Source organism: Parapedobacter defluvii (assembly GCF_014642075.1).
Taxonomy (GTDB): domain Bacteria; phylum Bacteroidota; class Bacteroidia; order Sphingobacteriales; family Sphingobacteriaceae; genus Parapedobacter; species Parapedobacter defluvii.
In genome coordinates, this window is the sequence record NZ_BMIK01000035.1 from 1 (window position 1) to 16,519 (window position 16,519).

The window sequence follows — 16,519 nt, forward strand, 5'->3', positions numbered from 1 at the left end:
AATAAGAATATCCCCGGTAAACGGACCCGATAAATATAAAAAACGAAAAAAACCGTCTCGGTACTTTTGAGACGGCCTCTTTTTTCTAACAAAATCGATATCGGGTTAAAACTTTATTTCACTGCATCAACAACGGCCTTAAATGCCTCGGGATTGTTCATGGCCAGGTCGGCCAATACCTTACGATTCAACCCGATGTTTTTTGCATTCAGCTTACCGATTAACTGTGAATACGAAATTCCGTGTTCACGGGCACCAGCGTTGATACGTTGTATCCATAAAGCCCTGAATTCCCTCTTTTTGGTCTTGCGGTCGCGGTAAGCATACTGCAATCCTTTTTCTACTGTATTTTTCGCAACAGTGTATACTTTGCTGCGCGCCCCATAATAACCTTTGGCTAATTTGAGGATCTTTTTGCGTCTTCTTCTTGACGCTACTGCGTTAACCGAACGTGGCATAATTTTTTAATTTTTTGGTAGCAGGTGCCGTGTTTTACAACGGTCTTACAACCCAGTACCCGGTTACTAATTTTTAACTTTTAATTTTCACTTTTTTTTAATAGCTTCTCAGCTATTTGCCGATAGCAAGCATACGTTTCACGTTGCCCATATCCGCATCAGACACTAAACCGGTCTGCGTCAGATTGCGTTTACGTTTTGTGCTTTTCTTGGTCAGGATGTGACTTTTAAAGGCATGTTTCCGTGCAATCTTACCTGTTCCAGTAAGCTTGAAACGCTTTTTAGCACTGGAATTGGTTTTCACTTTTGGCATGATCTACTAAATTATATATCGATTTGTTAATTTTATTTCTTTGCACTCACTTTTGGCGCAACCGTCAGAAACATCCGCTTTCCTTCGAGTTTCGGAAGCAACTCTACTTTACCATAATCTTCCAAAGCCTGGGCAAAACGCAACAGCAGAATTTCCCCCTGCTCCTTATATACAATTGCCCGGCCCTTGAAATGCACATAAGCACGCACCTTTTCGCCTGCTTCCAAAAACTTGATCGCATGTTTGAGCTTAAACTCAAAGTCGTGATCGTTGGTATTGGGTCCGAAGCGGATTTCCTTAATGACTGTTTGTTTGGCGTTAGCCTTGATTTCCTTTTGCTTCTTCTTCTGCTCGTAAATGAACTTACTGTAGTCGATAATCCGGCAGACCGGAGGATTGGCATTTGGCGAAATCTCCACTAAATCCAGTTCCAATTCGTCGGCTAATTCCAATGCCTTACGTGTTGGGTATATTCCCTGTTCTACATTCTCGCCCACTAAACGTACTTCAGGTACTCTGATGTTTTCGTTAATGCGGTGCTCTGGCTCCTTTTTCTTAAACGGAGGTCTCGGGCCTCTGAATCCTGGTCTATTTAATGCCAAATGTCTAAAATAATTAAACGGTTATCTCTTTTATTAACTGTTCGCTGAATTCGTCTACGCTCATCGTTCCAACATCACCCTGCCCATGTTTCCGAACAGAAACTGTGCCGTTTTCGGCTTCTTTTTCACCCACAACAAGCATATAGGGAATCTTCTTTAATTCTGCATCCCTGATTTTGCGACCTACCTTCTCGTCCCGTAGGTCAACCAAGCCGCGAATATCGGAATTATTGAGCGATTCCAAAAGTTTTTTTGCATATTCTTCGTATTTTTCGGATACAGGAAGAATGATAAACTGCTCAGGTGCAAGCCACAGCGGAAACTGCCCCGCGCAATGCTCAATCAACACAGCCACAAAGCGTTCCAGTGAACCAAAAGGCGCTCTGTGGATCATTACGGGCCGATGTTTGGAATTATCGCTGCCCGTATATTCCAATTCGAATCGTTCAGGCAGGTTGTAATCCACTTGAATGGTTCCCAATTGCCACTTACGGCCCAGCGCATCTTTGACCATGAAGTCGAGCTTCGGCCCGTAAAATGCCGCTTCACCGTATTCCACCACCGTCTTCAACCCTTTTTCTTCCGCAGCTTCGATAATGTCTTTTTCCGCCCGATCCCAATTTTCGTCCGAGCCGATGTATTTAGCCCGGTTTTCGGGGTCGCGCAGCGAAATCTGTGCGGTGTAATCCTCAAATCCCAACGCTCCAAATACATAAAGCACCAGGTCGATTACTTTTTTAAACTCGTCTTTTACCTGATCGGGGCGGCAGAACAAGTGAGCATCGTCCTGTGTAAACCCACGTACACGGGTCAATCCATGTAGTTCGCCACTTTGTTCATAACGGTATACCGTGCCGAATTCCGCATAGCGGATGGGCAAATCTTTATAAGAGCGCGGCTTGGTTTTATAAATTTCACAATGGTGGGGACAATTCATCGGCTTCAGTAGGAACTCCTCTCCTTCCTGCGGTGTATGGATCGGCTGGAAGGAGTCTGCCCCATATTTTTCGTAGTGCCCTGAAGTGACATACAGGTTTTTATGCCCGATGTGTGGTGTCACCACCGGTTCGTATCCTGCCTTCATCTGCGCCCGCTGCATAAAATCGATCAGTTTCTGCCGTAAACGAGCCCCTTTGGGTAACCACAGGGGAAGTCCCAACCCTACTTTTTCGGAGAAAGCAAACAACTCCAATTCCCTGCCCAACTTACGGTGATCTCTTTTCTTCGCTTCCTCGATCATGTGGAGGTAGTCAGCCAGTTCGCCGGCTTTGGGAAATGTCACCCCATAAATACGGGTAAGCTGCTTGCGCTTTTCGTCGCCCCGCCAATACGCTCCCGCGACGTTTGTCAGTTTTACCGCCTTAATAAATCCGGTATTGGGGATATGCGGCCCGCGGCACAGATCGGTAAAGTTTCCCTGGGTATAGAAAGTAATGCTTCCATCCGGCAAATCCTTGATCAGATCGAGCTTATACTCGTCGCCCTTCTCCGTAAAATAAGCTTCGGCATCGGCCTTGCTCACCGGCTTGCGCACATATTCCGATTTGATACGGGCAAGCTCAATCATTTTATCTTCTATCTGTTTGAAGTCATCGGAAGAAAACTCGCGGTCGCCAAAATCCACGTCGTAGTAAAAGCCGGTCTCGATTGCCGGACCGATACCGAACTTAGTCCCAGGATAGAGCGCTTCAAGCGCTTCGGCCATCAAGTGAGCTGACGAATGCCAAAAAGTCGATTTTCCTTCCTTGTCATTCCAGGTAAGCAGCCGCACAGAGGCATCCTGCTCAATGGGCCGGGACGCATCCCACACTTCGCCATTTACTTCTGCCGCCAATACGTTTCGGGCCAAACCTTCTGATATGGATTGTGCGATTTCCATCGCTGTGGTCCCCGGTGCGTACTGACGCTGGGAACCATCGGGTAGGGTAATAGTAATCATCTACAACTATGATTTTGTGTTATAAAAAAAATTCCGAAATCACGATACAAGCGTGATTTTCTGTTTCGCGTGCAAAGATAAGAAGGAAATGGGAGATATCATACTACTCCGTTGCACTGGTCCCCCATAATTGGATCAACATTACAAAATTGGGACTACTCCATTCTACCGTCTGTTCGTGTTCTTGGATGAAATTCGCTATGCTCAATGTACGCATACGATTTCTAGATCTGAACAGATGGTTACCATAACTTGTACTGTCAATATACTCCATCTCATATTTTTCCGCGAATGCGATCAGATCGTGCGTATTCATTTCATTATTAAATTTGATGGAAATCTCATCTGTGATAAACGAAATACCGTCATTTTGGTCGACCAACCTAATACCCGGATAGCGCGCCAATACCTCCAGCTCATTATCCAATTTAGATAGTAGCGCTGAGAGAAACGACCGTTCTAATATCAAACGAGCAACGGATGGATCCTGCTGAAGACGATAGTAAGATGCCTCTATGCCGATTGAGGCCAGCGCAGGATCCAACTGGTCTGCGCCTCCCCTGATATCGACCACATACATCTCGGTATTCCAATTAAAAAACAATTTTTGATCTCCGTGCCAATAATACCGTTGAGATGCGGGTGTAAGCAGCAACTGGCGAACAGCTGGATCATCCACATCTGTATAGGGGGTTGCCGACTCCTTTTTGCATGCCCAAATTGAAATTGATAGTAAGAGCAACACCAAAAACCGACTCCTGAATACATGATTAAACATTACCATAACTTAGCGAAGTTAGCAATAAGCCTAAAAAAAGGTTAGTTTTAAAAATGTCAATCAAGTGCGATTGAATCCTTGAAACATCTTGTCGGAATAACGGAATGAGCCACTAAAACGCTACAGTAAACCGTTATAATTTTGCTATCTTTGTCCCCTCAAAAGTATGGCACACCAAATCCCCGAAGATGGCTCATGGCTCCCCCTGATGGAAGAATTTTATACCATTCAGGGAGAAGGGTATCACACGGGTAAGGCCGCTTATTTCATCCGATTGGGGGGATGCGATGTGGGATGTCATTGGTGCGATGTGAAAGAAAGCTGGGATGCGGAGATGCATCCGCTTACCGCAGCCGACACAATTATTGAACATGCTAAACAACATCCCTCGAAAGCCGTAGTTGTAACCGGTGGCGAACCTTTGATATACAACCTGGATTACCTTACCCGGGGGTTGCAGGCTGCGGGTATCAAAACTTTTATTGAAACCTCCGGCGCTTACCCGCTTAGCGGACATTGGGATTGGATTTGTCTTTCCCCCAAGAAATTCAAATGGCCGCTGCCGGACGTCATCGCAGCAGCGGGTGAATTAAAAGTCATCGTATTCAACAAGAGTGACTTTGCGTGGGCAGAAAAGCATGCAGCACTCGTGCCTTCTTCCTGCAAACTCTATCTCCAGCCCGAGTGGTCTAAAGCCCAAGAAATGACGCCATTGATCGTAGATTACGTGATGCAGAACCCAAAATGGGAAATTTCGTTGCAAACCCATAAGTACCTTAATATCCCTTAGGTAACACAGCTAAGACGCATCAAAACTAACTTGAAAGAATCAAAATGTACAGCAGCCTGCTATGAATATTATTGTTTTTGGAACATTTTTTGACCTTGTCAATCCAAAACGGTAAATTTGTACTAACATCACGAAGGAACATTTACTCACAAAAAAAACAACGATGAAAAAAATTGCTTCTATATGTACCTTATTGGTTGCCTTTGTTTGTACTGCGGCATTAGCCCAGCAAAACAGCAAAGCTGAATTTAAGTTTGACAAAGAAACCCATGATTTCGGTAAAATACCTCAGGGCAAACCTGTTACTCACGTGTTTACATTTACAAATGTGGGTACAGAGCCCATCATCATTAATGAAGTGAAGCCCTCTTGCGGGTGCTCGGTTGCAGAATTCACCAAAACACCCGTAAAACCCGGTGAGACGGGAACGATATCGGTTACGTATAACGCTGCCGCAAAACAACCGTTTACTAAAAATTTCACCGTGCGGTCAAATACCAAAACACCAGTGAAGACCCTCTACATCAAAGGTGAGGTAACTGATTAATTGACAAATAATTAAATAGTCCATAAAAACCGCTATTGATTTAGCGGTTTTTTTTTGCTATTAAATGAAAACCTATGCTTAATATTGCGTCAAAATTAACATAGTGACATGCCTGCAATCAGTATAAAAGGCGATGAAATGCCGGCTTCGCCGATCCGTAAACTCACCCCTTACGCCGAAAAGGCTAAGCGGGAGGGTAAACATGTATATCACCTAAATATAGGGCAACCCGATATCGAGACGCCCCAAATCATGCTCGATGCCGTCCGGAATATTAATTTCAAAGTGTGGGCGTATACCCCATCGGAAGGGATAGAATCATACCGCAATAAATTAGCGGGCTATTATAACAAATTGGGATATGCCATCCACGCAGATGACATCCTGGTAACGAATGGTGGCTCCGAGGCGCTCTCTTTCGCCATGCAGGCTTGTGTCAACCCAGGAGAGGAAATCATTATCCCCGAGCCTTTTTATGCAAATTACAACAGTTTTACCCGTTCAGCAGGCATCGACGTAATCCCTATACTTTCGCGGATTGACGAGGGGTTTGCACTTCCGCCCATTGCAGATTTTGAAGCCGCCGTCACTTCAAAAACAAGAGCTATCGCCATCTGCAATCCAAACAATCCAACGGGTTATCTCTATTCTCGTGAAGAGATGGAAGCCCTACGGGATCTCTGCCTGAAATACGATTTATTCTTACTGGTGGATGAAGCCTACCGCGAATTCTGCTACGATGGCCGCGAGTTTGTGTCGCCCATGCAACTCGACGGACTGGAACAGCATACCGTGGTGGTTGACACCATTTCCAAACGCTACAGCGCCTGCGGGGCACGGCTGGGTTGCCTGATTACCAAGAATAAAGAACTTTGGAACGTGGTATTGAAATTTGCACAAGCCCGGCTTAGCGCACCGGCTGTCGCACAGATTGCCGCCGAAGCAGCCATCGATACACCTCAATCTTATTTTGATGCCGTAAAAAAAGAATATACTGCAAGAAGAGATACGTTGGTTACAGGTCTTAATGCGATTGATGGTGTATTTTGCCCCAACCCGGGAGGTGCATTTTATGTGGTAGCCCGACTGCCTGTTGATGATGCCGACCGATTCTGTCAATGGATGCTGGAATATTTCTCCTACGAAAACCAAACCGTTATGATGGCTCCTGCAAGCGGTTTTTACAATACGCCTGAAGCCGGAAAAAATGAAGTCCGACTAGCTTATGTATTGAACAGAGATGATCTGAAGCGCGCCCTGATTTGTCTTGAACGGGGCTTGGTTGACTACCCTGGCCGGATTGGATTATAGCCGGTCAATGACAAACTGTAACTGCTCTTCTTCATTGAGATCAGTGTTATCCAGCACAATTGCATCCTCCGCACGCACTAAGGGGCTTTCCTCGCGTGTGGTGTCGATGTAATCACGATGAGCCAAGTTTTCAAACACCTCTTCGAGGGTAATGTTCTCTCCCTTGTTTTTCAATTCGAGGTAGCGCCGTTCGGCGCGCACTTTTGGATCCGCAGTCATAAAGATCTTCAGGTCGGCATCTGGAAACACCGTTGTGCCGATGTCACGGCCATCCATCACGATATTACGTCGTTGACCTAATTGCTGCTGCTGGGCTACCATCGCACACCGCACCGCTTTCACGGCACTGACTTCACTGACGTAGTCTGAAACATACATCTGCCTGATTTCCTCCGATACGTCTTCGCCATTCAGTAAGATGACGGTTCTTCCGTTTTCATTGTGGAAGTCTATATGAATAACAGCTAACGCCTGAGTCACTTTTTCCGTATCCGTAATGGGTATGCCGTTGCGGATGAAATACAGTGTCACTGCCCGATACATTGCTCCACTGTCTATGTATACGAAATGGAGCTCCTTTGCCAGTGCCTTGGCCAACGTGCTTTTGCCGCAGGAAGAGTAGCCATCAATGGCAATGATTTTGTTTGTCCTCGCCATTATTCATTAGTTATTTCCTCCAATCAGCACGCCGGGTTTATTGAGTACCGGGACTTTAATCAGGTTATCATCGATGATACTTTCCGGCAAAAAGATATATTTTTTATCATAAATGGTCCCATCAATGTAATAACTGAGCCAGTATTCATTGGTCAATCCGAATACCTGCTCGTCGATTGCTTCAATCTTTGCGTAATCATGAGGATCGATATCGCCGATGAAGTGGCGTAGAATAGATGTCTTCACCTCCTTATCATCTTTAACGCCATAGCCTTTTGAACTGACCATCACGTTTTTGATAGGAACTTTCTTTTCATTGATCAAATATACATTCCATACCTTCCCCGTGGGTGATTCACTTTCCAGAACCACCGCAATCGAAATGTCATTGACTATGTTTTCAGGCAGGTCTTTCTTCATTTTGTTCCGTTATCAGCAATTAGCAACCGGATATCAGCTCCTTGATGCTTCCGTTACTTTTTCCCTTTCTTCTTCGGTTTCTTATCGTCGGCTTCCGCCCATTTCAAGACGTCGGCATACGTAATAGATTGTAGCTCCGTGCCCTTGGGTATTTTGATGTTCTGCTTACCAAAGCGGATAAAAGGACCCCACCGGCCGTTTTCAATGCGCGCATCTGGATTCTCATCAAATACCTTGACTACTTTTTCTTTGTCTCGTTGCCGCTTATCCTGTATAATCTGAATGGCCTTTTCGGTCGTTACCCCATGTGGATCAACGTCTTTTGGCAAGGAATAAAAGGCATTGTTGTGGCGAATGTAAGGTCCGAATCTGCCAATGGCTACCGTCATTTCCTTGCCTTCAAACTCCCCTATTTTCTTGGGAAGCTTAAATAAATCAAGCGCTTCCTCAAACGTGATGGTTTCGATCATTTGCCCCGATCTCAAACTTGCAAAACGGGGTTTTTCCTCATCATCTGCCGACCCAATCTGCACCATGGGTCCAAATCTGCCGATGCGTACGCTGACACGCTTACCGGATTCTGGATCTATCCCCAATTCACGTTCATTTGTCGCACGGTCTGCATTCTTAATCGTTGTTTCGACTTCGGAATGAAAGGGCCCATAAAATCCGTGCAGCATATCCGTCCATTCCTTCATCCCCTGGGCTATTTCATCAAATTCCTTCTCGACTTTTGCCGTGAAATTGAAGTCAACGATTCCTTTAAAATGTTCAACCAAAAAGTCGTTTACAACTACCCCGATATCGGTAGGAAACAATTTTGCTTTTTCGGCTCCCGTGATTTCTGTTTTGATTATGGTTGACAATTGCCCATTTTGCAATTCCAGTACCCGATAATCCCTGGATTTTCCATCCCGGTCTTCCTTGACCACATAACCCCGATTTTGAATGGTCGAAATAGTAGGTGCGTACGTGGAGGGGCGCCCAATTCCCAACTCTTCCAGCTTCTTAACGAGGCTAGCTTCCGTATAACGAGCAGGCGGGCGAGAAAAACGCTCCGTGGCCGTCATTGTCCGTAATTGAACTCGTTGATTCCGCTGCAGCGGAGGAAGCAATGTATTATCCCCGTCGTTATCCAGATTCACCTCCTGCTCTTCGTCGGTCGACTCAAAATACACTTTTAAGAAACCATCAAACCGCATCACTTCCCCGTTAGCTACCAGCTCTTCGTTTCGTGTGGAGATGCCAATCTTTGCAGTCGTCTTCTCGAATTCAGCTTCGCTCATTTGAGAAGCAATGGCTCGCTTCCATATCAACTCATATAATCGCTTTTCTGCATTATCCCCCTCGATGGTATGCCGGTCGAAATACGTAGGACGAATGGCTTCGTGTGCCTCTTGCGCACCTGCCGATTTCGTCCGGTATTGACGGCGCTTATGATAGTTGGCTCCATAGGCAGCTTTAATCTCTTCTTCCGCTCCAAGGAGTGCAGTATCACTCAGATTCACTGAATCAGTACGCATATAGGTGATTCTACCCGCTTCGTAAAGCCGTTGTGCGACAGCCATGGTACGTGCCACGGAAAAACCCAGTTTACGGCTTGCCTCCTGTTGAAGTGTGGAAGTCGTAAACGGTGCGGAAGGATTACGCTTGGAGGGTTTGGTTTCCAAGCTATTGACAACAAACTCGGCATTTACACAATCCTTCAGGAATTGCTCAGCATCGGCTAGCACCGGAAACCGTTGTGGCAACTCCGCTTTGAAAAGCTCCTTGGGGTTATCCGTATGGAAAATAGCAACAATTTTGAACGCTGCTTCTGCTTGAAAGCGGTTAATCTCCCGCTCACGATCCACAATCAGTCTAACCGCAACAGATTGCACCCTTCCTGCCGAAAGGGAGGGTTTGACTTTTTTCCACAACACCGGAGAAAGCTCGAAACCGACTAGCCGGTCAAGTACCCGCCGTGCCTGCTGAGCATTCACTAAATTAAAATCGATTCCCCTGGGTGTTTCGATCGCCTTTAGAATAGCGGGCTTAGTGATCTCATGAAAAACGATCCGCTTCGTACGATCATCCCGAAGGCCCAATGTCTCGTATAAATGCCATGAAATGGCCTCTCCTTCACGGTCCTCGTCGGAAGCCAGCCATACGGTCTCAGCTTCCTTAGCTAATTTCTTTAACTCACTGACTACCGCCTTTTTATCAGCCGGAACTTCATATTTTTGTTTAAAGTTATTTTCGACGTCAATTGCATCATCGGTCTTTACCAAATCACGGATATGCCCGTAACTGGACCTGACCAAAAAGTCCTTTCCCAAATATCCTTCTATTGTTTTTGCTTTCGCCGGTGATTCTACAATCAGTAAGTTTTTCATTCAAAATAATTTGCTTTTTATTGGTGATGAATTTTACATAAATTATTCATTATCTTTTTGTTTATGGTAATTTATGTAGGTTTCATTCAAAATAATTTGTTTTTTATGGCAATGAAGCGTGAGTATACATATATGTTGCGGCGGCAACTCATGCAGGTTTCGCCATTCGTCATTTCAGATTTTTGCAAATAAAGGGATTTATTCAGGGAATGACAAATCAAAAAACCATATCTAATAAGAAGAAACAGGCAAACACGACCGAAGCAATACCATTCGTCGTCATAAATGCACGGTTCACTTTACTTAAATCCGTAGGGCTCACAATCCGATGCTGATAAATGAGGAGTCCACAATAAAAAATAACACCGGCTACATAATACCCACCCAATGGAATGAAGAACAAGGGTAGAATCACAAAAATAGCAGACAGCACATGGAAAATCTCAGAAACACGCAACGCTCCCCGCTTGCCTAACCATGCAGGAATGGAACTAAGTTGATGTTCGCGGTCAAATTCCTCATCCTGCAGGGCATAGATAATATCGAAACCGCCCACCCAAAACAGAACCGCCAGCGAATAGAAAATCGGAACGATATGAAACACACCCGTAACCACGAGGTAAGCCCCAATGGGTGCTAAACCAAGCCCTAACCCCAAAACGAGGTGGCAAAGGGGAGTAATGCGCTTCATATAACTGTACCCAAGAATAACCGCCAATGCCACCGGCGACAGGTAAAAGCAAATCGGATTGATAAACCAGGTGGTTCCAACAAACAGGACGCAGTTGACAATGGTAAAGGTCAATGCCTGTGAAGGACTGATCTTTCCCGCCGGGATGTCACGCATTGCCGTACGCGGATTGATGGCATCGATATCACGGTCCAGGTACCGGTTAAATGCCATGGCTGCATTGCGCGCAAACACCATGCAGGCCAGCATCAGTGCTAGTTTCAATCCGTCAAATTCATACGCTGTTGTATGGATGGCGAGAAAAAAACCAATGATGGCAAATGGGAGTGCAAAGATACTATGGGCAAAAAGTACAAGGGAAAAGTATTTCTTCATGATACCTCGGTGGAGTCAAAGTTAGTATTAATCTCATCAATGGCTGCCAACAACTCGTCACAACCCAACCGGTTTTCCGCCGATGTTAGAAAATGGGCCGGCACCTCTTCAAACCACTGCAGTAATGCGTTACGGAACTTTTCGATATGAGATTGGGATTTTAAGGCCGACAGCTTATCAGCTTTGGTGAAGACCAACATAAAAGGGATGCGGTTTTCACCCAGCCAATAGCAGAAATCCAGGTCAATCCGCTGGGGTTCATGCCGACTATCAATCAGTACAAACACACATTGCAGGTTTTCTCGCAACAATAAATAACGACGAATAAATTTTTCCCATGTAGCTCTGCTGGATTTGGAAACTTTGGCAAAACCGTATCCAGGCAGATCTACCAGATACCACGCATCATTGATCAAAAAGTGATTGATTAACTGCGTTTTTCCCGGTGTCTGCGAAGTCTTGGCCAAGTTCCGATTTCCCGTAAGCGCGTTGATCAATGAAGATTTCCCCACATTGGAACGGCCTATAAACGCATATTCAGGTAACCTAGCTGCGGGTAATTTATCCACCCGGTTGTTGCTGCTTACAAATATTGCCGTTTTGACGATCATGATGCAAAGGTAAAAGATTGGGCGATTTTTGGCTATAATTACATAAATTAGCTCGCAATTCTTATAATAGGAGACCATGAAATATCGTCATGTGCCGTTGTTGGCATGCCTCTCGTTATCCATCTTTTTACTAAGCGGGTGTCTCACCCGCAAAAACGCGCTTCCGCCTGATCGGACCACTCCCTCAACCACTTATAAAAAGAAAGCAAAGGGCACAATTATTACCGACGCCACGACGTCTCCCAAAGACATACACGCTGGGAGCAAACTGCTAGAGGGATATGCCCAGGTATTGGGTGTCCAAGCAGATCAATTGCAGACAACTGCGTTATATCGCTACATTGATGAATGGATGGGCACGCCCCATCGCTCGGGGGGAGCAGATCGTGGGGGATTGGATTGTTCCGCTTTTGTGGGCATGGTCATGCGCGATGTCTATGGCAAGTCGGTGCCCCGTGTATCGAAGGACATGGCCGATCAAATTAAACGTAAATATGAACGGCAACTAAAGGAAGGCGATCTCGTATTTTTCTCCTTTAGCCGCAGGGAAATAGACCATGTCGGTATTTACCTTCATAACAATAAATTTGTTCATGTATCTACCAGCAAAGGAGTCATCATCAGTGATCTGCATGATTCATGGTATTACAAGTATTTCACAAGGGCGGGCAGTATAAATTAATTTTCCCCGGACCGGCTTACTCACACGATTAAAGGCAAGCGAAGGTAAAATTGCGTACCCTTACCAAGCTCGCTTTCAAATGACAACGCGCCATTCTGTTCTTTTGCATATTCCTTACACAGAAACAATCCCAGTCCGATCCCCCGCTCATTATTGGTACCGTAGGTAGAACGTGTTTTTAGGGAGAACAACGCTGCCTGTTGTTCCTCAGGTATTCCAATCCCATTATCGGCTACAGTGATCTCACAAAAAGTTCCGGATCGTGAGGCAGATACACGGATACGACCACCAGGCGGTGTAAATTTGATTGCATTATTAATTAGATTCCGCACGATGAGTTGCAGCATATCGCGGTCTACCAACGCATTCAGCGAGGCGTCGATACTGGTTTCCAATTCGATCCCCTTTTGATACGCATAGATTTTCTGAATATCAATGACAGGAGTCAGCACCTCTTGTATGTTATTGGGCAGTAAAGCCACGTGCGTTCCACGCAATTGATTTTGAGACCACACCAGCATATTGGAAAGCATTTCCTGCGTACCGTGGAGTGCGTTTGCCAGCCCGCGTTCCACCTGCTTCCGTTCGTCCGCATTAAACCGGTCATTTGCTATTAACCGTATGTAACTGTGCAGGGAAGAAAGGGGGGCCTGCAAATCATGGGAAATTATGGAAAAGAGTTTCAGCTTTTCTTCATTTAGCCGCGTCAATTCAACCGCCTTTTGATCTGCGGATTTTTTTTCTGCATTGTATGCTTCTTTTAGATAAAATATACTGAGAAAGCTAACCACGATACTTGTCCCATACGTAAAGGCGATATCAACAAAAAGTGCCTTTCTATCCGGGTAAGAGACATAGATGATATCGGGATAGTAATATTCCGCCCATAACAAGCCTAATGCCACCAATAAGCTAAAAACGACCCACAACACATAAAATTTCCTCGGAGACACAATGATGATAAGTATAAACGCCAACATCAGCGAAAGAAACGTCGCCCCGCCAATACCCCCACTGAAAAAGTAATTGACAGCAAACAACATAATCACCAAAAATGACGAAATGGCTATGCTGCTAGACACAAGCTTTTTGAAGCGGGTCATATAATATAAATAGCCGATCATCAACGTAAGAAACGCAAAAATAAAGGCGGTTGTCCGTAAGCCGGAAAAATAGTTAAATGGAATATTGAATGCCATTATAAAAAGAGCAATCAACATAACTGAATTAAAAATCCTGTTTTCCAGGGTCAGATCAGCCCGGCTACCGATAAGGAAGCTTATCCATTGTTTTGCGTGTAATTTGATTTTTTGAAACAGCCCGAAGGTCATAGGGTGCAAATGTACGCAAAGATATTCAGTAAAATTCTTATTTACTCAGTTAACCAATTTAAACAGACCCTCTATTTAGATAGTATATAAATTACAAGTAAAACAGTGTATATACTAACAACAGCAATACTTATGAACCAAAACTGATACCTTTAAACACGTAAATAGGTTTTTGATAACATGGACGATTTTATTGCTGCCCGGTCCCAAATGGCCATGTCACTCGGATTTCATATCGTATTTTCCTGCATTGGTATGGTGATGCCATTTTTTATGGCCATTGCACATTTTATATATCTACGTACGGGAAACGCGGTTTACAAAGGACTGACCAAAGCATGGAGCAAGGGGGTAGCTATCCTCTTTGCCACAGGTGCCGTATCAGGTACGATGCTTTCGTTTGAGCTGGGATTACTTTGGCCAACTTTCATGGAACATGCCGGTCCTATATTTGGGATGCCCTTTTCATTGGAAGGCACTGCTTTCTTTATTGAGGCCATTGCATTAGGGTTTTTCTTGTACGGATGGGATCGCCTCAAACCCTGGTTCCACTGGACCACAGGAGTAATTGTCGGTCTCAGCGGACTGGCCTCGGGCATTTTGGTGGTGGCTGCCAACGCATGGATGAATAGTCCTGCCGGATTTGATTTCATCGATGGCCAGTATGTTAATATCGATCCGATTCAGGCGATGTTTAACGATGCCTGGTTTTCCCAGGCATTGCATATGGCATTAGCAGCTTTTGTAGCCACTGGATTCGCCGTATCGGGGATACATGCGTTAATGATACTCAAACGTAAGAACCTTGTGTTTCACCGTGCGGCATTCCGAATTTCAGCACTATCAGCCTGCTTTGCAGCCGTCTTGCAACCCATCAGCGGAGATATTTCGGCTAAAGACATAGCTTCCCGGCAACCGGCCAAGTTGGCGGCAATGGAGGCACATTTTGAGACGCAAGCCAATGCACCGCTGCTTATTGGGGGTATACCCGACGAAACCACGGAAACGGTCAAATATGCGGTCAAACTACCAGGCATGCTGAGTTTTCTCGCACATGGCGATGTCACAAAGCCCGTTACCGGATTAAAAGATATTCCCCGGGAAAACTGGCCGCCCGTAGCCATCACTCACTATGCATTTCAAGTGATGGTAGCAATTGGCATGTCGCTGGTGCTGCTTGCCTTCCTATATTTCATTGCGCTCACCAAACGAAAAAAATGGCTGGAAAGCAATTGGTTGCTACGCTTATTCGTAATTGCCACGCCGCTCGGATACATTGCTGTTGAGGCCGGATGGGTAGTAACCGAAGTAGGCCGCCAACCCTGGATAATCCACGGTGTTATGCGTACCGCTGATGCTGTGACACCGATGCCGGGCATTGTGTATTCATTTTATTTATTCACCGCAGTTTTTATCTCTTTATCGGCCATTGTTGGTTTCTTACTGTACCGTCAAATAAAAATGGTCGGTAAACTATACGATGTGACCGATCCTGCTTATCAACAGACTGATTGACATTCCTATGATATTTGTTGTTATCGTTTTTCTCTGGACTTCCATTTGTCTATACTTACTCTTGGGAGGCGCGGATTTTGGCGCCGGCATCGTTGAGCTGGTTGTACCACGTCGCTATAAATTGCAAGTACGGACGGTTATGACCCGTGCCATCGGCCCTATCTGGGAGGCTAACCACATGTGGCTCATCATCGCCATTGTTATCCTCTTTGTAGGCTTTCCCAAAATCTATACCACGATGTCTACATTTATGCACATTCCGTTAGTAGCTATGCTTTTGGGTATCATCGCCCGTGGCACCGCGTTTGTATTCCGAAACTATGACGCGGTGGACGATCACTGGCAAACGCTTTATGCCCGTATTTTTATGTGGTCAAGTGTAGTGACACCATTTTTTCTAGGTGTTATTGCTGCAGCGACCGTGTCCCGCACCATTGACCCGCAAGCAGGCGACTTTTTTTCAGCCTATATAGGAAGTTGGCTTACTTGGTTTGGGGGTGCTATCGGACTATTTACGACCGCCATCTGCGGATATTTAGCTTCGACGTATGCCATTGGGACGATAGCCCAAGAAACGGATCAAACCTTGGCCATCCGCATTGCCAAACGGTTTATTTACTTTGTCGTAGTAACCGGGGCTTTGGTTTTCCTGGCGGCCGTTTATTCAAAGATACCATTGATTGAATGGATATTCAGCGGTGCTATCGGTCAATTAGCGATTGGTTTGGCTACGGTGTCCTTGGTGCTGACATTCCTAGCATTCAGAAAAAGAAAAGCCGTCGTATCACGGATACTGGCCGGCTTTCAGGTGGTCATGATTCTGTTGGCTGCTACTTACCAACACTATCCGGAATTGGTGCTCTTTAAGAATGGCCAAGGGCTGTCATTACTTGATCATGCAGGTGATGAGAAAACAATCCGTGCGCTCGCTTGGGCATTACTTTTGGGGAGCGTGCTGATACTTCCCTTTTTATTTTATCTGATGCGCGTATTTGGGAATAGGCCGGCACAAACCGACAAATATGACACATAACAAACGGTCAGGGAAATCGCTTTTAAAAATACGCGGCGAGCAGGATGCTTCGGAAATCGTCATCCAGGGCAGCGCGTTGCCTCTTTTTAGG

17 protein-coding genes are annotated in these 16,519 nt (G+C 45.3%); 6 read left to right on the forward strand and 11 right to left on the reverse strand.

All coding sequences use genetic code 11. From position 1 onward, the window contains the following. Positions 1 to 113: 113 nt before the first annotated feature. From rplT to IEX60_RS24155, 5 genes are all read right to left on the reverse strand, one after another. On the reverse strand, positions 114 to 458 hold the full coding sequence (gene rplT, locus IEX60_RS24135) for a 50S ribosomal protein L20 (protein ID WP_090629378.1): 345 nt from the start codon (positions 456 to 458) through the stop codon (positions 114 to 116). 112 nt (positions 459 to 570) lie between these two features. Beyond that, a complete protein-coding gene (rpmI, locus tag IEX60_RS24140; RefSeq protein WP_188753971.1) occupies positions 571 to 771 on the reverse strand; it encodes a 50S ribosomal protein L35 in 201 nt (66 codons plus the stop codon). Between the two features lie 32 nt (positions 772 to 803). Beyond that, on the reverse strand, positions 804 to 1,373 hold the full coding sequence (gene infC, locus IEX60_RS24145) for a translation initiation factor IF-3 (RefSeq protein ID WP_188753972.1): 570 nt from the start codon (positions 1,371 to 1,373) through the stop codon (positions 804 to 806). Positions 1,374 to 1,386: 13 nt separating this feature from the next. Beyond that, positions 1,387 to 3,312, reverse strand: coding sequence for a threonine--tRNA ligase (gene thrS, locus IEX60_RS24150; RefSeq protein WP_188753973.1), 1,926 nt, complete (start codon positions 3,310 to 3,312; stop codon positions 1,387 to 1,389). A gap of 103 nt (positions 3,313 to 3,415) precedes the next feature. Further along, entirely contained in the window at positions 3,416 to 4,090 is a 675-nt protein-coding gene (locus IEX60_RS24155; RefSeq protein WP_229717776.1) for a hypothetical protein, read from the reverse strand. 166 nt (positions 4,091 to 4,256) lie between these two features. Here IEX60_RS24155 and IEX60_RS24160 point away from each other — a divergent pair, with 166 nt between their 5' ends. The 3 genes from IEX60_RS24160 to IEX60_RS24170 all read left to right on the forward strand — a co-directional run bounded on the left by IEX60_RS24160 (position 4,257) and on the right by IEX60_RS24170 (position 6,738). Beyond that, the gene (locus tag IEX60_RS24160; protein ID WP_188753975.1) at positions 4,257 to 4,880 is read left to right on the forward strand and encodes a 7-carboxy-7-deazaguanine synthase QueE; all 624 of its coding nucleotides are present in this window, start codon (positions 4,257 to 4,259) and stop codon (positions 4,878 to 4,880) included. 163 nt (positions 4,881 to 5,043) lie between these two features. Further along, entirely contained in the window at positions 5,044 to 5,427 is a 384-nt protein-coding gene (locus tag IEX60_RS24165) for a DUF1573 domain-containing protein (protein WP_188753976.1), read from the forward strand. 108 nt (positions 5,428 to 5,535) lie between these two features. Continuing rightward, positions 5,536 to 6,738, forward strand: coding sequence for a pyridoxal phosphate-dependent aminotransferase (locus tag IEX60_RS24170; protein WP_188753977.1), 1,203 nt, complete (start codon positions 5,536 to 5,538; stop codon positions 6,736 to 6,738). Here the strand turns inward: IEX60_RS24170 and cmk are convergent. The 5 genes from cmk to yihA all read right to left on the reverse strand — a co-directional run bounded on the left by cmk (position 6,733) and on the right by yihA (position 11,867). Then, entirely contained in the window at positions 6,733 to 7,395 is a 663-nt protein-coding gene (gene cmk, locus IEX60_RS24175; protein ID WP_188753978.1) for a (d)CMP kinase, read from the reverse strand. The genes IEX60_RS24170 and cmk overlap by 6 nt on opposite strands. Before the next feature lie 6 nt (positions 7,396 to 7,401). Further along, positions 7,402 to 7,815, reverse strand: a complete 414-nt coding sequence (locus IEX60_RS24180; protein ID WP_188753979.1) for a hypothetical protein — start codon at positions 7,813 to 7,815, stop codon at positions 7,402 to 7,404. Positions 7,816 to 7,868: 53 nt separating this feature from the next. Next, positions 7,869 to 10,190 (reverse strand): type I DNA topoisomerase, encoded by a 2,322-nt coding sequence (topA, locus tag IEX60_RS24185; protein ID WP_188753980.1) that lies wholly within the window; start codon positions 10,188 to 10,190, stop codon positions 7,869 to 7,871. 217 nt (positions 10,191 to 10,407) lie between these two features. Continuing rightward, positions 10,408 to 11,256: a UbiA-like polyprenyltransferase gene (locus IEX60_RS24190; RefSeq protein ID WP_188753981.1), complete on the reverse strand. Its 849-nt coding sequence runs from the start codon at positions 11,254 to 11,256 to the stop codon at positions 10,408 to 10,410. Further along, on the reverse strand, positions 11,253 to 11,867 hold the full coding sequence (gene yihA, locus IEX60_RS24195; RefSeq protein ID WP_188753982.1) for a ribosome biogenesis GTP-binding protein YihA/YsxC: 615 nt from the start codon (positions 11,865 to 11,867) through the stop codon (positions 11,253 to 11,255). Before yihA ends, IEX60_RS24190 begins: the two co-directional genes overlap by 4 nt. 76 nt (positions 11,868 to 11,943) lie before the next feature. On the opposite strand from yihA, the gene IEX60_RS24200 reads away from it, so the two are divergent. Further along, complete coding sequence (locus IEX60_RS24200; RefSeq protein WP_188753983.1) at positions 11,944 to 12,549, forward strand: C40 family peptidase; 606 nt, start codon at positions 11,944 to 11,946, stop codon at positions 12,547 to 12,549. A 20-nt stretch (positions 12,550 to 12,569) separates the two neighbouring features. On the opposite strand, the gene IEX60_RS24205 is transcribed toward IEX60_RS24200, so the two are convergent. Next, complete coding sequence (locus IEX60_RS24205; RefSeq protein ID WP_188753984.1) at positions 12,570 to 13,748, reverse strand: sensor histidine kinase; 1,179 nt, start codon at positions 13,746 to 13,748, stop codon at positions 12,570 to 12,572. A gap of 312 nt (positions 13,749 to 14,060) precedes the next feature. Here IEX60_RS24205 and IEX60_RS24210 point away from each other — a divergent pair, with 312 nt between their 5' ends. After that, entirely contained in the window at positions 14,061 to 15,395 is a 1,335-nt protein-coding gene (locus tag IEX60_RS24210; protein WP_188753985.1) for a cytochrome ubiquinol oxidase subunit I, read from the forward strand. Between the two features lie 7 nt (positions 15,396 to 15,402). Further along, positions 15,403 to 16,428 (forward strand): cytochrome d ubiquinol oxidase subunit II, encoded by a 1,026-nt coding sequence (locus IEX60_RS24215; protein ID WP_188753986.1) that lies wholly within the window; start codon positions 15,403 to 15,405, stop codon positions 16,426 to 16,428. The last annotated feature ends 91 nt before the right edge of the window (positions 16,429 to 16,519 follow it).

Coding starts and splice junctions, on each gene's coding strand:
- rplT (WP_090629378.1), bottom strand. CDS start 458: ATGCCACGTTCGGTTAACGCAGTAGCGTCAAGAAGAAGACGCAAAAAG.
- rpmI (WP_188753971.1), bottom strand. CDS start 771: ATGCCAAAAGTGAAAACCAATTCCAGTGCTAAAAAGCGTTTCAAGCTT.
- thrS (WP_188753973.1), bottom strand. CDS start 3,312: ATGATTACTATTACCCTACCCGATGGTTCCCAGCGTCAGTACGCACCG.
- IEX60_RS24155 (WP_229717776.1), bottom strand. CDS start 4,090: ATGTTTAATCATGTATTCAGGAGTCGGTTTTTGGTGTTGCTCTTACTA.
- IEX60_RS24160 (WP_188753975.1), top strand. CDS start 4,257: ATGGCACACCAAATCCCCGAAGATGGCTCATGGCTCCCCCTGATGGAA.
- IEX60_RS24165 (WP_188753976.1), top strand. CDS start 5,044: ATGAAAAAAATTGCTTCTATATGTACCTTATTGGTTGCCTTTGTTTGT.
- IEX60_RS24170 (WP_188753977.1), top strand. CDS start 5,536: ATGCCTGCAATCAGTATAAAAGGCGATGAAATGCCGGCTTCGCCGATC.
- cmk (WP_188753978.1), bottom strand. CDS start 7,395: ATGGCGAGGACAAACAAAATCATTGCCATTGATGGCTACTCTTCCTGC.
- IEX60_RS24180 (WP_188753979.1), bottom strand. CDS start 7,815: ATGAAGAAAGACCTGCCTGAAAACATAGTCAATGACATTTCGATTGCG.
- topA (WP_188753980.1), bottom strand. CDS start 10,190: ATGAAAAACTTACTGATTGTAGAATCACCGGCGAAAGCAAAAACAATA.
- IEX60_RS24190 (WP_188753981.1), bottom strand. CDS start 11,256: ATGAAGAAATACTTTTCCCTTGTACTTTTTGCCCATAGTATCTTTGCA.
- yihA (WP_188753982.1), bottom strand. CDS start 11,867: ATGATCGTCAAAACGGCAATATTTGTAAGCAGCAACAACCGGGTGGAT.
- IEX60_RS24200 (WP_188753983.1), top strand. CDS start 11,944: ATGAAATATCGTCATGTGCCGTTGTTGGCATGCCTCTCGTTATCCATC.
- IEX60_RS24205 (WP_188753984.1), bottom strand. CDS start 13,748: ATGGCATTCAATATTCCATTTAACTATTTTTCCGGCTTACGGACAACC.
- IEX60_RS24210 (WP_188753985.1), top strand. CDS start 14,061: ATGGACGATTTTATTGCTGCCCGGTCCCAAATGGCCATGTCACTCGGA.
- IEX60_RS24215 (WP_188753986.1), top strand. CDS start 15,403: ATGATATTTGTTGTTATCGTTTTTCTCTGGACTTCCATTTGTCTATAC.